We start from the raw sequence: 14,569 nt of genomic DNA, 5'->3' as shown, positions 1-14,569 counted from the left end.
GGTGCGGAGCGGGGTCAGGCCCGCTTGTCGTCCGCCGCGATGAGCTCGCGGCACTCCTGGACGTCCTCGGCCATCCGCTCGAGGAGCGCGTCCAGCGTCTCGAACTTGGCCTGGCCCCGGACGAAGGCGAGGAAGTCCACGGCGACGTGCAGCCCGTACAGGTCGAGGCCGACGCGATCGATGGCGTAGGCCTCCACCGTGCGTTCGGTGCCCTCGAACTGCGGGTTGGTGCCGACGGAGATCGCGGCGGGCATCGCCTCGCCCTGGGCGTGCAGCCGGCCGGCGTAGACGCCGTCGGCGGGGATCGCGGTGTGCGGCAGGGTCTCGACGTTGGCCGTGGGGAAGCCCAGCTCACGGCCGCGCTGGGCGCCGCGCACGACCACGCCCTCCACCCGGTGCGGGCGGCCCAGGATCTCGGCGGCGCCCCGGACGTCGCCCTCGGCGACCAGGCGGCGGGTCAGGGTGGAGGAGAACGGTTCGCCGCCGCCCGCCTCGCCGGACACGTACAGATCGACGACCTCGACCTCGTAGTCGTAGATCCGGCCCTGCTCGGCGAGGAAGTCCACGGTGCCGGCGGCCTTGTGGCCGAAGCGGAAGTTGGGGCCCTCGACGACGGCCCTGGCGTGCAGCTTGTCGACGAGGACCTTGACCACGAAGTCGGCCGCGGACAGCTTCGAGAACTCCTTCGTGAACGGGAGGATCAGCACCGCGTCCACGCCCAGCTCGGCGCAGAGTTCGGCGCGGCGGTGGTGCGGGGCGAGCAGCGGCGGGTGGCTGCCGGGGCGGACGACCTCGCTGGGGTGCGGGTCGAAGGTGACGAGGACGGCGGGGACGCCCAGCTCACGGGCACGGTCCACGGCGTGCTTGATGATCAGCTGGTGTCCGCGGTGGACTCCGTCGTAGGAGCCGATGGTGACGACGCTGCGCCCCCAGTCCTCGGGGATGTCCTCCAAGCCACGCCAGCGCTGCACTGTGTCTGCTCCTTGTCGCACACTCGTCGGAGTCGAAGCCTTCGATGCAGGTCTAAGGGTGCCATGCCGGGGGCCTCCCGCCCGCATCGGCATGGGTGCTGTGACCGGCCGCACGCCGCGCCGCGGGGGCGGTCAGGCGGGGATCCGGGTGCCCGCGAGGCCCTCGATCGTGCGGCGTGCGCTCGGGCCGACCAGGGCCACCCACTCCTGGGGGGCGTCCGCCAGCCAGCCGGTCAGGCGTTCGGCGAACCCGGGGAGGTGGCGGGCCAGGTCGACCAGGGCGCGGTCGAGGCGGGTGGTGCCGTCGGGGGTGCGGACGAGGAGCAGGGCGGTGCGGTGGACGAGGGCCCGCCGGTCGCCGCACCGGGACGCGGCGCGCAGGAGCGCGTCCAGGACGGCGGGGTCGTCCTCGTGGGCCAGGAGGTGTTCCCGCAGCTCCCCGCGGAGGGAACCGGAGGCGGGCCCGCCGTCGGTGGCGAGGACGCCGGCCAGCGCGGACCGCACCGGCTCCGGTCCGCCGTCCAGCAGTCCGGTGACCAGCGGGAGGAGTACGCCCCGGGCGGCGGGGCCCCGGTCGAGGCGCCGGTCGGTGTAGGCGGCCACGTGTCCGGCGGTCTCCGGCCGGTCCGTCACGGCCTGGGCGATCAGTGCGGCGACCCGGCGGGCCAGCCGGGGGGTGGTGGCGTCGACGAGTCTGCGCAGCGCCTCCCCGGCGTCCGGCCCGCGCAGCCGGGCCCGGAAGGCGCGGAGCACCGGGTCGGGGTGGGTCGGCAGGGCGGCGGCCACCGCGCTCGGCGGCAGATACGGGTCGCCCGCGGCGAACTGCTCCAGGGTGCGCGGCAGGTGCCGGTCGCGGCTGCCCGGGTCCTGGACGAGCAGGGCGAGGGCACCGCCGTGCAGCAGTCCGTCGGCGGGGCGGGTGAGCAGGACGAGGGCGGCGTGGCGCAGCAGGGTGCGGTCGGCGGCGGTGCGTACGTGGGGCGCGACGCGCAACCCTTGGACCACGGCGGTCGTGTGCCGGGCCGGCCGGTCGTCGCGGGCCCACCGGTCGACGGCCCGGCAGACGGCGGACGGCTCCTCCTCGGCCAGTACGGCGAGCAGTTCGTCGGCCCGCCGGTGGATGCTGTCGGCGAGCACCTCGGTGAGGCCGTCCAGGCCCCGGTGGCGGTGGGTGTGGAGCAGCGCCTGGGCGGCGGTCGCCACGGTGGCGTGCGGGGTGGCGGGCAGCGGCCTCTCGTCGTCGAACCAGCGGACGAGGAGCGGCTGCACGGTCGCGGGCTCGGCGGCGAGCATCCGGGCGGCGGTGTCGAGGTGGCGGGGGCCGGGTTCGTGCGGGGCGCCGTCGGCGAGGACGAGGCGGCGCAGCAGGTCGAGACGCGTGGTGTCCGGCAGCCGCAGCCCCGTCCAGAAGGCGGGCCCGAACTCCGCGGGCACGGGGTGCCCTTCGCCCCGCCGCTCCGCGATGCCGTCGGCGAGGAGGCACAGCACCTCCGTGTACGGCGCCGCGTCCGGTACGCGGGTCAGTGTCCCGGCGAGGAGCCGGCCGGCCCACCAGGAGTGCGGGTCGGCGTCCAGGGCGTGCGCGAGCTCCTCCAGGGTCAGGGCGAGCTGGGGAACGCCGTGCTGGCGGCCGAGGTGCAGCAGGGCCTCGACGACGGGGCCGATGCGGTGGTGCGGGACGGGGAGGGTGTGGGGGTCGTGCGGGCCGTGGCGGTCGTGGACGAGGACGCGCAGGGCCTCGTCCAGGTCGAGGTGGGTGCCCTGGATCCAGTCGGCGAGCTCCTCGTGCGCGAAGCGGTAGCCGCTGCCCGCGGACACGAGGAGGCCCTCGGCGAGTACGGCGTACGCCCAGCCGGTGCCGCCGCCGAGCCGGGCCGGTGCCGGGCCCCAGGGGAACACCGCCCCGAAGGATTCCGGGTCCAGCTCGCCCTGCCCGGGGCCGAGACTGCGCCGGGCGGCCTCGTGGACCTGGCCGGAGACCCGGGCCGCGAGCCGGCGCACGGCGGTGCCGCGCAGGCCGTTCGCCGCGGCCAGCCGGGTCGCGACGCGCAGGCACATCAGGTCCAGGTAGGCCCCGAAGACCGCGTCGCGGTCGGTGCGGACGGTCGGCGGAGGGTCCGGGAGGGCCGCCTGGACCTCGGAGAGCAGGCGCAGGGTGAGGGGGTGGCGGCCGTCGCCGTCCGACAGGGCGCCCTCCGCGATCCGGTACCGCGCCCGCGCTTCCCGCGCCTCGTCGTCCCGCAGGTCACCGAGGTGCACACAGGGCGGCAGTCCGACGGTTCCGACGCCGGCGGGTGGTGCGGGGCGCTCGGCGTCCGCGGCCGGCCGGGGCGCCCCGAGGACGGCCCCGGGCCGCCCGGACGCCCTGCCGCGGACCGCCGGGCCCCTCCCGGTCCCGTCGGCACCGTCTTCGACACGGGCACCCACCGGAACAGCCCCGGCACCCGGTCCCCCGGAACCGGCCTCCGGCCCGCGACCCGCCTCGATCCGCCCGGCACCACCCGCCGAGTCAGCCCCGAGCCCGCCGCCGGCCTCCGCCCCGTGCCTCGCCGCACCCGCACCCGCACCCGCACCCAACCTCACGGTGTCGCCCCCTGCCGCCGGCCCCGTACCGGGCCGGCCTCCGTCGCCCGGCGCGTGCGTCACCGCGACCGCGCCGTCCCTCCCCCGTCGCGCGCCCAGGGCGTCCCGCCCCCTCCCCCGCAACCGGGCATCCCCAGTCCGCTCCGTGCCGGGCAGCTCCCCCGCCGTCGCCCCGACCGTCCCGTGCAGCACCTCCCGTGGGAACTCCGCCCCCGCCCGCTCCCAGTACTCGGCCCGGCACGCCACGACCAGCCGTGCTCCCGTCTCCCGGAGCCATGCCGTCGTGCCCTCGGTCCACTCGGCGAGGCGGTGGGCCAGGACCGGCGGCATCTCCTCGGGGCCGTCGAGGAGGATCAGCAGGGGACGGCCGGCGGCGCCGGCGACGCGGGCGAGGCGTTCCGGGGAGATGTCCCCGGCGCCGGCCACGACGCGCGCGGCGCGGGCCAGTGTCCTGCGCGCGGCGTCGGCCACCGACGTGTCGTCGTCGCACAGTCCGGCGCCCCGCAGCCACAGCGTGGGCGCGGCCGCCGGGCCCCGGGAACGGCGGGCGGCGAGGGCCGCCAGCTCGGTCGTCCGGCCGCTCCCGGGCGCGCCGACGAGACCGAGGACCTGGGCCGGCCCCCCGCCGGGGGCGGTGAACGCGGCGAACTCTCGGGCGGGCACGGCCCGTCCGACCGGCTCGGCGAGCCCCTGTGCGTCCGACCGGTCCGCCGGATCCGGTGGCCGTACCGGTCGCGCTCCCTCCGGACCGTCCCACCGCACCGACGTCGTCGTGAGCTCGAGCGTGCCGGCCGGATTGAGGTCGGCGCCGTACGCCGGAACCGTCCGCGCGTTCTCGGCGAGCAGGTCGGCGAGGGGGCCGGAGGCGGCGCGCAGCGGCACGGCGAAGCCGACGTCGCGGTGCCCGGAGGTGAGGGCGGTGCCGAGGACCCCGAGGACGGCACCGGTCCCGACGTCGAGCACGGGACCGCCGGCCGCGCCGCCGCCCAGCCGCAGCGCGTCCCGCCCGGCCGTGCCGACCGCCAGCTCCAGGGCGCCGCCGACGTGGTGGAAGCGGTCGGTGGCCGTGTAGGTGACGCCGGTGGTGCCGAGGACCCGGGCCTCGCGCCAGCAGCCTGCGGCGATCCGGACGTAGGTCCCCGCCTCCACCCGGTCCCGCACGGTGACCGGCAGCGGTTCGGTGCCGAGTCCCTCGGCGCGCACGAGGGCCAGGCCGAGGCCGGGCAGGGGGGTGACGTCCGCGGCGGCCACGACCAGGCGGCGGTCGCCGGCGGTGCGCAGGACGAGCCGGGTCAGTCCGTCGACCGCTTCGTGGCTGGTGATCACCGTGCCGTGGTGGTCGGCGGCGAATCCCGTGCCCCGGGGGCGGCCGGCCAGGTCGTGGATGCGGACCAGGGGGCCGTCCGCTCCGTCGGGCGACGGCCGGGCACCGTCCTGCGCGCCCGGAAGGTCGTCCCGCGACAGCCGCCGTGCGCTGCCGCCCGCCTCCCGGAACCGGTTCCGCGACGCCATCGCCGCACCTCCCCGCCGTACCGCCGTACACCCGTGCTCCGTTTCGACGGTAGGCACGTGAAGATCGGCGGGACAGATCGCCTCGCGAACGCGCCCCCTTCCGCTCCCCCGGTTCACTCCGAGCGCCTGCCCGGACGGGTGAACAGAAGGGAGCGGCTGGATACACCTAGGGGTGGGGGAACCGAGGGGGACCGTGGAGCGGCGGACGTGGCAGTCCTCGTGACCGCCGCTCCACGGACGGGAGTTGACAGGATGTCGGCTCAGCCGAAGACGGCCAGGCTCTTCGCCTTGCCCCGGTGCTCCTCCACGAGCGCGACGAAGCGGCCCTCGGGGTCGAAGACGGCCACGGCACCGGCGCCCGCGTAGGTGTCGGGCATCTCCAGCCGGACCCCGTTGAGGAGCAGCCGGGTTCGCTTGGCGTCCACGTCCCAGCGCGGGAAGGCCGCGGCCGCCGCCTCGGCGACCGGCATGACCGTGAGGTCCTGCTGAAGCTGGTCCAGCGTCCTCGCGCCGTCCAGCTTGTACGGGCCGACGCGGGTGCGGCGCAGCGCCGTGAGGTGGCCGCCCACACCGAGGTCGGTGCCGAGGTCGCGGGCCAGGGCGCGGATGTAGGTGCCGGAGGAGCAGACCACCGAGACCACCAGGTCCAGTGCCGGGGTGCCGTTCTCGGCCACGGCGTCCCGGACGTCGTGCACCGTGAAGGAGGAGACGGTGACGGGACGGGCGGGGATCTCGAACTCCTCGCCCTCGCGCGCCCGCTTGTAGGAGCGCACGCCGTTGATCTTGATGGCGCTGACCTTGGACGGCACCTGCATGATGTCGCCGGTCAGCTTGGCGACGGCGGCGTCGACGGCCTCCCGGGTGACCTTCGAGGCGTCCTGCGACCTCGTGATCTCGCCCTCGGCGTCGTCCGTCAGCGTCGTCTGCCCGAGCCTGATGGTGCCCAGGTACTCCTTCTCGGTGAGGGCGAGGTGCCCGAGGAGCTTGGTGGCCCGCTCCACGCCGAGGACCAGGACGCCCGTCGCCATCGGGTCGAGCGTGCCGGCGTGCCCGACGCGCCGCGTCCGGGCGATGCCCCGCATCTTCGCGACGACGTCGTGCGACGTGAAGCCCGACGGCTTGTCGACGATGACAAGGCCGTCGGGCGTGGTGTGCTTGTCGGTCATTCCGCGGTGTCGTCCGTCTCGTCGTCCTCGGCGCCCGGCTTCTTGTACGGGTCCGCCTCGCCGGCGTACGCGGCGCCCGAGGACACCTCGCGCACCTTCGCGTCGGACTGGCGCGCCTTGTCGAGGAGGTCCTCGATGTTCCGGGCGGTGTCCGGGAGGGCGTCCATGACGAAGGTCAGGGTGGGCGTGAACTTCACACCGGCCGCCTTGCCGACCTCGGAGCGCAGGATGCCCTTGGCGCTCTCCAGCCCGGCGGAAGCGGCCTTGCGCTCCTCGTCGTCCCCGTACACCGTGTAGAAGACGGTCGCCTCCCGCAGGTCACCCGTGACCCGGGTGTCCGTGATGGTGACGTGCGAGCCGAGCCGCGGGTCCTTGATCCCGCGCTGCAGCTTCTGGGCCACCACCTCTCGGATGAGGTCCGCCAGCCTTTTCGCCCGCGCGTTGTCGGCCACTGGTCCGTCTCCCGTTCTTTCCTGTCTCTGTTCCTGGGCTGGGTAAGTCAGTCGTCCTCGCCGTGGAAGCGCCGTCTGACCGACAGCAGTTCCACCTCGGGACGGGCGGCGACCAGCCGTTCGCACCGGTCGAGCACGTCGGTCAGGTGCCCCGCGTCCGCGGAGACCATGGCGAGACCGATACCGGCTCGCCGGTGCAGGTCCATGTTCTCCACCTCGGCCGCGCTCACGGCGTACTTCCGCTGGAGCTCGGCGACGATCGGGCGGACGACGGACCGCTTCTCCTTCAGCGACCGTACGTCGCCGAGGAGGAGGTCGAAGGACAGCGTCCCCACGTACATGTGTGTATCCGGATGACCCGCCGGCACGGGATCGATGGCCCCGCCACTGGTGTGGGCGGGGACATCAAGAACGGTACCCCGATCCGGCCGGAGGCTCGACGGGGTTTCCCCGCCGGCCGCCCGGCGCCGCGGCGGGGTGCCGCAGACAGCGGCCGGCCGGCCGACGGGACAGGTCCCGTCGGCCGGCCGGAGCAGCCGGGTGTCACACCCGCGGCTTCTCGCGCATCTCGTACGTCGCGATGACGTCGTCGACCTTGATGTCGTTGAAGTTTCCGAGGTTGATACCGCCCTCGAAGCCTTCGCGGATCTCGGTGACGTCGTCCTTGAAGCGACGCAGACCCTCGATGTTGAGGTTCTCCGCGATGACCTTGCCATCGCGCAGCAGGCGCGCCTTGGTGTTGCGCTTGACCTCGCCGGAGCGGATGAGAACACCCGCGATGTTGCCCAGCTTGGACGAGCGGAAGACCTCGCGGATCTCCGCCGTACCGAGCTCGACCTCTTCGTACTCCGGCTTGAGCATGCCCTTGAGGGCCGCCTCGATCTCCTCGATCGCCTGGTAGATGACCGAGTAGTACCGGACGTCCACACCCTCGCGCTCGGCCATCTGCGCGGCACGCCCGGCGGCGCGCACGTTGAAGCCGATCACGATGGCGTCGGAACCCATCGCCAGGTCGATGTCGGACTCCGTGACCGCACCGACACCACGGTGCAGGACGCGGATGTCGACCTCTTCGCCGACGTCCAGCTGGAGCAGCGAGGACTCGAGGGCCTCGACCGAACCGGAAGCGTCACCCTTGATGATCAGGTTCAGCTGCTGGACCTCGCCGGCCTTGAGCACCTTGTCCAGGTCCTCCAGCGACACGCGGCGCGTGCGCTTGGCGAACGCGGCGTTCCGCTCGCGGGCGGCGCGCTTCTCCGCGATCTGGCGGGCCGTACGGTCCTCCTCGACCACGATGAAGTTGTCACCGGCACCCGGGACGTTGGTCAGGCCCAGGACCTGGACCGGCGTCGACGGACCCGCCTCGGCGACGTTGTTGCCGTTGTCGTCGAGCATGGCGCGCACGCGGCCGTAGGCGTCGCCCACCACCATCGTGTCGCCGACCCGCAGCGTGCCTCGCTGGACGAGGACCGTCGCCACGGCACCGCGGCCGCGGTCGAGACGGGACTCGATCGAGATGCCCTGCGCGTCCTGGTTCGGGTTGGCCCGCAGGTCGAGCGAGGCGTCGGCCGTGAGGACCACGGCCTCCAGCAGCGAGTCGATGTGCAGACCCTGCTTGGCGGAGATGTCGACGAACATGGTGTCGCCGCCGTACTCCTCGGCCACCAGGCCGTACTCGGTCAGCTGACCGCGCACCTTGGTCGGGTCGGCACCCTCGACGTCGATCTTGTTGACCGCGACGACGATCGGCACGTCGGCCGCCTTCGCGTGGTTGAGCGCCTCGACCGTCTGCGGCATGACGCCGTCGTTGGCCGCGACGACCAGGATCGCGATGTCGGTCGAGCGAGCACCACGGGCACGCATGGCGGTGAACGCCTCGTGACCCGGGGTGTCGATGAAGGTGATCTTGCGCTCTTCTTCGTTGACCTCGGTCGCGACCTGGTAGGCACCGATGTGCTGGGTGATGCCGCCGGCCTCGCCCGCGATGACGTTCGTCTTGCGGATGGCGTCGAGCAGTCGGGTCTTGCCGTGGTCGACGTGACCCATGACGGTCACGACCGGCGGACGGACGACCAGGTCCTCCTCGGAGCCCTCGTCCTCGCCGAACTCCAGGTCGAAGGACTCGAGCAGCTCGCGGTCCTCCTCCTCCGGGCTGACGATCTGAACGTTGTAGTTCATCTCGCCCGCGAGGAGGTGGAGCGTCTCGTCGGAGACGGACTGGGTCGCGGTGACCATCTCGCCGAGGTTCATCATGACCGCGACGAGCGACGCCGGGTTGGCGTTGATCTTCTCCGCGAAGTCGGTGAGCGACGCACCGCGCGACAGGCGAATGGTCTCGCCGTTGCCGCGAGGCAGCATCACGCCGCCGACCGACGGGGCCTGCATGGCCTCGTACTCCTGGCGCCTCTGCCGCTTCGACTTGCGACCGCGACGCGCGGGACCGCCGGGACGGCCGAAGGCGCCCTGCGTGCCACCACGGCCACCGGGACCGCCGGGACGGCCGCCGAAGCCGGGACGGCCACCGCCGCCACCGAAGCCGCCGCCACCGGGACGACCGGCGAAGCCGCCGCCACCACCGGGACGACCGGCACCGCCGCCGCCACCGGGACGACCGGCGAAGCCGCCGCCGCCCGGACGACCGCCGCCACCGGGACGACCGGCACCGGCCGGGCCGCGGCCGCCGGGGCCACCGCCGGGACGCGGTCCCGCAGCGGGACGCTGCGGCATCATGCCGGGGTTCGGACGCGGACCGCCGCCGGGACGGGGACCGGCCGCGCCGCCCTGCGGACGCGGCATCGAGCCCGGGCTCGGGCGGTTGCCGCCCGGAGCCTGGGGACGCGGACCGCCGCCCTGGCCGGGAGCCTGCGGACGGGGACCGGCGCCGGGGGCACCGGGGCCGCCGGGACGCGCGCCGCCCTGGGGACGGGGCGCCTGCGGGCGTGCCATGCCGGCGTTGCCGCCGGAGGTGAAGGGATTGTTGCCCGGACGCGGACCGCCGGGGCGGCCGCCGGGACGCTGTGCCGGGGCACCGGGACGCTGGCCACCGGGACGGCCCTGGCCGCCCTGCTGACCGCGGTCCTGACCGGGACCGGCGGGACGACCGCCGGGCTTCGGGGCGCCGGGACGCGCGCCGGGCCGGGGGCCGGACGGCGCCGGGGCGGCGGGAGCCGCCGGAGGCGCGGTGAACTCCGGTGCGGCCGGAGCCGGACGCGGGGCCGGCTTGGGGCCCGGCGTCGGACGCGGACCCGAGGCTGCCGGCGCGGGCGCCGACGGAGTCTCGGGCTGCTCCGCGGCCGGGGGCTTGGGTGCGGCCGGCCGCGGCGCGGCCGGACGTGCCGCCTGCGCCGGAGAGGGCGCGGCGGGCCTGGGGGCTGCCTTGCGGGGGGCGGGCTTGGCGGACTTGCCGTTGCCACCGCCCTGCTGCAAGGCGTCTGTCAGCTTGCGTACAACGGGCGCTTCGATGGTCGAAGACGCCGAACGGACGAATTCACCGAGTTCCTGGAGCTTGGCCATGACGACCTTGCTCTCGACACCGAACTCCTTGGCGAGTTCGTAGACCCGGACCTTAGCCACTTCGCTCCTCTGAGGTCCGGGTTGCGTCCGGACCGTCGCTAGTTCATGGGCGTACTCATCGCGTACTCATCGAGTGCTCATCGCAATCTCGACCTGCTTTCGACTCGCGAGGTACCAGGCCGCACGGGGTTCCGTGCGGCTCGTCTTCCTTACCAGGTTGCTCACATGGTGCTTTCAGCAACCTTGTGCCTGCTCGACGTAGCGGCGCAACGCCTTTACGTCGAGCGGACCCGGGACGCGGAGCGCCCGCGGGAACGCCTTGCGGCGCACTGCCTGGTCGACACAGACCGTGGCCGGGTGCACGTACGCACCCCGGCCGGGCAGCGTACCGCGTGCATCGGGGACGCACTCGTCCTCGATCACCACGGTCCGCAGCAGCTCGCTCTTGACCGCTCGCTCCCGGCACCCCACGCAGGTGCGCTCAGGGCATACGCGGCCAGCTGTCCGGCCAGACACCGCTAAGTCTACCTCCCCGGACCGACCTCACCCCTTTGGGGCAAGAATCGAGCACGTGCCGTGCGCCAACCTGTCGTGATCTCAGCGGCGGGCGGCCTGGATCTATTCCCGGCCGGCCGCCGGGCCGTCCTACTCCGCGGGCCGCTCGGACGGCTGCTCGGTGTCCGGCCGGATGTCGATCCGCCAGCCGGTCAGCCGGGCCGCGAGCCGGGCGTTCTGGCCCTCCTTGCCGATCGCCAGCGACAGCTGGTAGTCCGGCACGATCACCCGCGCGGAGCGGGCCGCCAGGTCCACGACCTCGACCTTGGAGACGCGTGCCGGGGAGAGGGCGTTCGCCACCATCTCGGCCGGGTCGTCCGACCAGTCGACGATGTCGATCTTCTCGCCGTTCAGCTCGCCCATCACGTTGCGGACCCGGCCGCCCATGGGGCCGATGCAGGCACCCTTGGCGTTCAGGCCCGAGCGCGTGGAGTGGACGGCGATCTTCGTGCGGTGGCCGGCCTCGCGGGCGATCGCGGCGATCTCGACGGAGCCGTCGGCGATCTCCGGTACCTCCAGGGCGAAGAGCTTCTTCACCAGATTGGGGTGCGTGCGGGACAGGGTCACGGACGGGCCGCGCACGCCCTTCGCCACCCGGACGACGTAGCTGCGCAGCCGGGTGCCGTGCGGGTAGGTCTCGCCGGGGACCTGCTCCTGCACCGGCAGGATGGCCTCCAGCTTGCCGATGTCCACGAGCACGTTCTTCGGGTCGCGGCCCTGCTGGACCACTCCGGTGACGATGTCGCCCTCGCGGCCGGCGTACTCGCCGAGCGTCGCGTCGTCCTCGGCGTCGCGCAGCCGCTGCAGGATGACCTGCTTGGCGGTGGTGGCCGCGATGCGCCCGAAGTCGGACGGGGTGTCGTCGAACTCCCGGGCCTGCTGGCCCCCTTCGAGGTCGTCGAGGTCCTCCTTCGCCCACACGGTCACGTGCCCGGTCTCCCGGTCGAGCTCCACGCGCGCGTGCCGGCGGCTTCCCTCGGTGCGGTGGTACGCGATGAGGAGGGCCGACTCGATCGCTCCGACCAGCAGGTCGAAGGAGATCTCCTTCTCCCGTACCAAGCCCCGCAGGGCGCTCATGTCGATGTCCACGGCTACGCCTCCTCCTCTTCCGTCATGTCCGTCCGATCCTTCTGGTCCTGCTTGTCCTTGCGGTTGAACTCGACCTGGACGCGTGCCTTGTCGATGTCACCGAAGGCGAGTCTGCGGGTGGTGGCCTTGCGGCCCTTCACGCCGGGCACTTCGAGGTCGAGTCCGTCGTCGTCCACGCCGAGGATCCGGGCGACCAGCTCGCCGCCCTCGTGGAGCTGGAACCGCACCAGGCGGTCCACGGCCCGCGTGTAGTGGCGGTGTTCGGTGAGGGAGCGCTCGGCTCCCGGGGTGCCGACCTCGAGGGTGTACTCCGCCTCGCCCATCGCGTCCGTCTCGTCCAGCTTCGCCGAGAGCGCGCGGCTCACATCGGCGATCCGGTCGAGGTCCGCGCCGGTGTCGGAGTCGACGACCACCCGCAGCACACGCTTGCGCCCCACCGAGTCGACGGCGATCTCTTCGAGATCCAGCCCCTGGGAGGTGACGAGCGGCTCGAGCAGCTCTCGCAGCCTCTCGCTCTGGGTGGTGCTCATCCGGGTGACTCCTCGGCCGCGTTTGCTGTTGTGGGATGGGGCGCGTGTCCGGTCAAAGGGTATCCGGTCGCGGGGGGTGTTGCCGTCCACCCCGGACCGGCGGTGCCGCTGAGTGGTGCCCGGGCGAGGCCCGGGTACCGTGATCACGGGCGTGCCGCGCCGCTGGTCCCCGCTCTTCCCGCCGCGCGCCCTCGCTCACCCGTCGGTTCCGTACGAGTCTGCCGAGGACGTCTGCCGTGTCGTTCCCCCCATCTCCGCGCGTGCCGTCGGGGCCGCGCCGCAGGAGTCTGCTCGCCTCGGCCGCCGGGGCCGCCCTGCTCGCCGGCTGTTCCGGTGGCGCCGGCCCGGACACCGGGGGCGACGCGCCGTCCGCCGACGAGCGGGCACGCGCGCGTGCGGCGCGGGACAGCGGGGCGCTGGCCGCGCGGTACGACGCGGTGATCGCCGCGCATCCGGCGCTGGCCGCGCGGCTGCGGCCGCTGCGGGACGAGGTCGTACGGCACGCCGACGCGTTCGGCGGCGCGCGGACCGCCTCCCCGAAGGCGTCGCCGTCGGGCTCGGCCCGGGCCGCCGGGCCGGGGGACGGCTCGGGCGTGCCGGTGACCGAGAAGGACGCGCTGGCCGGGCTGGCCGCCGCCGAGCGTGCGCTGGCCGACCGGCGGTCCGAGACGCTGCTCGGGCTGTCCGGCGAGTCGGCGCGGCTGCTGGCCTCGGTGGCGGCGGCCGGGGCGGCGCACGTGTTCCTGCTGACGGAGGGCTGACGGGTGAGCGAGGCGAAGGACCGGGTGCTGGACGCCCTCCAGGCGGCGCTGGCGGCCGAGCATGCCGCGGTGTACGGCTACGGAGTCGTCGGCGGGCGGGTCGGCGAGGACCGGCGCGCCGAGGCACGTACGGCGTACGACGCGCACCGGGCGCGGCGGGACGCGCTGGCGCGCGAGGTGGGCGACCTGGGCGGCCGGCCGGTGGCCGCGGCGGCCGGGTACGCGCTGCCCTTCGCGGTGCCGGACGCCGCGGCCGCGGTGCGGCTGGCGGCCGAGCTGGAGAGCCGGACGGCCGGGGTCTACTCCGACCTGGTGCGGGCGGCCGAGGGCGGCCTGCGGGCCACGGCCGCCGGGGCGCTTCGGGAGGCGGCGGTCCGGGCCGTGCGCTGGCGGGGCGGGAGCGTAGCCTTCCCTGGGCTCGCCGAGCGGGCCGGCACACCGTCGGCTTCCGCGACACCGACTGCGTAACACGTACGGCGGTCCCGTACGGGAAGGGAACGGCTCGCGCATGGCTTTCGAACCGCCGCGGCGTCTGGTGAGGGCGCTCGGTGAGACGGCACCGGCCGGTGACGACTGGCTGGAGAAGCTGCCGGAGACGGCGCGGGAGGCCGTGGCGGCGTCCGGGACGACCGTGGAGCGGGTGCAGGTGCCCGGCGGACGCAGCAGCCTGGTGATCCTGGTGCGGCGGGCCGACGGGACGCCGGCCGTGCTCAAGCTGGCTCCCCGCCGGGCCCGGCCGGAGAGCGAGCGGGCGGCCCTCGCCCACTGGGGCGGGTTCGGTGCCGTGCAGCTGCTCGACGGGGACGCGCCGGAGGGCGTGCTGCTGCTGGAGCGGCTGCATCCGGACGTGTCGGTGCGGTCCCTGCCCGAGTCGAAGGCGCTGCTGGAGGCCGCGGGCACCCTGCGGCGGCTGTGGGTGGAGCCGCCCGCCGGTCACTCCTTCGAGACGGTGGCCGAGCGGACCGGGCGGCAGGCGGAGGCCATGCGGGCGGGCGCCGTGGCCGACCCGGAGGTGGCCGCACTGGTGGACGCGGCGCTCACGGCCCGCGAGGAACTGCTGGCCGCGCCGCCCGGACCGCGGTTGCTGCACGGCACGTTCCGGCAGAGCAAGGTGCTCGCCGGGGACCGGATGCCGTGGCTGGCCGTGGGGCCCGACCCGGTGGTCGGCGAGAACGCCTTCGATCTGGCGCGGCTGGTGCGGGACCGGGTGGAGGACCTGATCGCCCAGCCGTCGGGCGCCTCGACGACCCGGCGGCGGGTGAAGCGGCTCGCCGAGTCGCTGGAGGTCGACCAGGAGCGGCTGCGCGGCTGGACGCTGTTCCGCGCGGTCGAGTCGGGCGTACGGGCCCACCGGGTCGGCCGTGAGCGGGACGCGGAACTGCTGCTGGAGTTCGCGACCTGGCTGTAGGGCGGAACACCGCGGGGGCGCCCGTCGGT

At 74.6% G+C, this 14,569-nt stretch carries 12 protein-coding genes; 3 read left to right on the top strand and 9 right to left on the bottom strand.

Features of this window, described 5'->3' with window-relative positions; translation table 11 throughout:
* Positions 1 to 14: 14 nt before the first annotated feature.
* From AC0VYN_RS07860 to rimP, 9 genes are all read right to left on the bottom strand, one after another.
* Positions 15 to 971, bottom strand: a complete 957-nt coding sequence (locus AC0VYN_RS07860) for a bifunctional riboflavin kinase/FAD synthetase (protein ID WP_475535334.1) — start codon at positions 969 to 971, stop codon at positions 15 to 17.
* Positions 972 to 1,103: 132 nt separating this feature from the next.
* The gene (locus AC0VYN_RS07855) at positions 1,104 to 5,066 is read right to left on the bottom strand and encodes a hypothetical protein (RefSeq protein ID WP_475535333.1); all 3,963 of its coding nucleotides are present in this window, start codon (positions 5,064 to 5,066) and stop codon (positions 1,104 to 1,106) included.
* Positions 5,067 to 5,326: 260 nt separating this feature from the next.
* The gene (gene truB, locus AC0VYN_RS07850; protein WP_475535332.1) at positions 5,327 to 6,232 is read right to left on the bottom strand and encodes a tRNA pseudouridine(55) synthase TruB; all 906 of its coding nucleotides are present in this window, start codon (positions 6,230 to 6,232) and stop codon (positions 5,327 to 5,329) included.
* On the bottom strand, positions 6,229 to 6,684 hold the full coding sequence (gene rbfA / locus AC0VYN_RS07845) for a 30S ribosome-binding factor RbfA (protein ID WP_475535331.1): 456 nt from the start codon (positions 6,682 to 6,684) through the stop codon (positions 6,229 to 6,231). Before rbfA ends, truB begins: the two co-directional genes overlap by 4 nt.
* Positions 6,685 to 6,731: 47 nt before the next feature.
* A complete protein-coding gene (locus AC0VYN_RS07840; RefSeq protein ID WP_385465609.1) occupies positions 6,732 to 7,025 on the bottom strand; it encodes a DUF503 domain-containing protein in 294 nt (97 codons plus the stop codon).
* A gap of 202 nt (positions 7,026 to 7,227) precedes the next feature.
* Positions 7,228 to 10,257: a translation initiation factor IF-2 gene (gene infB / locus AC0VYN_RS07835; RefSeq protein WP_475535330.1), complete on the bottom strand. Its 3,030-nt coding sequence runs from the start codon at positions 10,255 to 10,257 to the stop codon at positions 7,228 to 7,230.
* Between the two features lie 174 nt (positions 10,258 to 10,431).
* Complete coding sequence (locus tag AC0VYN_RS07830) at positions 10,432 to 10,713, bottom strand: YlxR family protein (RefSeq protein ID WP_475535329.1); 282 nt, start codon at positions 10,711 to 10,713, stop codon at positions 10,432 to 10,434.
* A gap of 129 nt (positions 10,714 to 10,842) precedes the next feature.
* Positions 10,843 to 11,841, bottom strand: a complete 999-nt coding sequence (gene nusA, locus AC0VYN_RS07825) for a transcription termination factor NusA (RefSeq protein ID WP_475535328.1) — start codon at positions 11,839 to 11,841, stop codon at positions 10,843 to 10,845.
* Positions 11,842 to 11,843: 2 nt separating this feature from the next.
* Complete coding sequence (gene rimP, locus AC0VYN_RS07820) at positions 11,844 to 12,371, bottom strand: ribosome maturation factor RimP (RefSeq protein WP_451692788.1); 528 nt, start codon at positions 12,369 to 12,371, stop codon at positions 11,844 to 11,846.
* 236 nt (positions 12,372 to 12,607) lie between these two features.
* Between rimP and AC0VYN_RS07815 the strand changes: the two genes are divergently transcribed.
* The 3 genes from AC0VYN_RS07815 to AC0VYN_RS07805 are packed head-to-tail and all read left to right on the top strand — an operon-like array spanning position 12,608 to position 14,540.
* Positions 12,608 to 13,132, top strand: a complete 525-nt coding sequence (locus AC0VYN_RS07815) for a hypothetical protein (protein ID WP_475535327.1) — start codon at positions 12,608 to 12,610, stop codon at positions 13,130 to 13,132.
* Between the two features lie 3 nt (positions 13,133 to 13,135).
* Entirely contained in the window at positions 13,136 to 13,600 is a 465-nt protein-coding gene (locus AC0VYN_RS07810) for a DUF4439 domain-containing protein (protein WP_451692784.1), read from the top strand.
* A gap of 40 nt (positions 13,601 to 13,640) precedes the next feature.
* The gene (locus tag AC0VYN_RS07805) at positions 13,641 to 14,540 is read left to right on the top strand and encodes an aminoglycoside phosphotransferase family protein (RefSeq protein ID WP_475535326.1); all 900 of its coding nucleotides are present in this window, start codon (positions 13,641 to 13,643) and stop codon (positions 14,538 to 14,540) included.
* Positions 14,541 to 14,569 lie beyond the last annotated feature (29 nt).

The organism is Streptomyces sp. 63XJN7_1_ISO-PGPR-S23-121 (assembly GCF_056173025.1).
The sequence above is the reverse complement of the archived record's forward strand: the minus strand, read 5'-3'. Positions and strand labels throughout refer to the sequence as shown.

Bases quoted from the DNA above. Each gene is read 5' to 3' on its own strand.
- AC0VYN_RS07855 (WP_475535333.1), bottom strand. From the start codon at position 5,066: ATGGCGTCGCGGAACCGGTTCCGGGAGGCGGGCGGCAGCGCACGGCGG.
- AC0VYN_RS07805 (WP_475535326.1), top strand. From the start codon at position 13,641: ATGGCTTTCGAACCGCCGCGGCGTCTGGTGAGGGCGCTCGGTGAGACG.
- AC0VYN_RS07840 (WP_385465609.1), bottom strand. From the start codon at position 7,025: ATGTACGTGGGGACGCTGTCCTTCGACCTCCTCCTCGGCGACGTACGG.
- rimP (WP_451692788.1), bottom strand. From the start codon at position 12,371: ATGAGCACCACCCAGAGCGAGAGGCTGCGAGAGCTGCTCGAGCCGCTC.
- truB (WP_475535332.1), bottom strand. From the start codon at position 6,232: ATGACCGACAAGCACACCACGCCCGACGGCCTTGTCATCGTCGACAAG.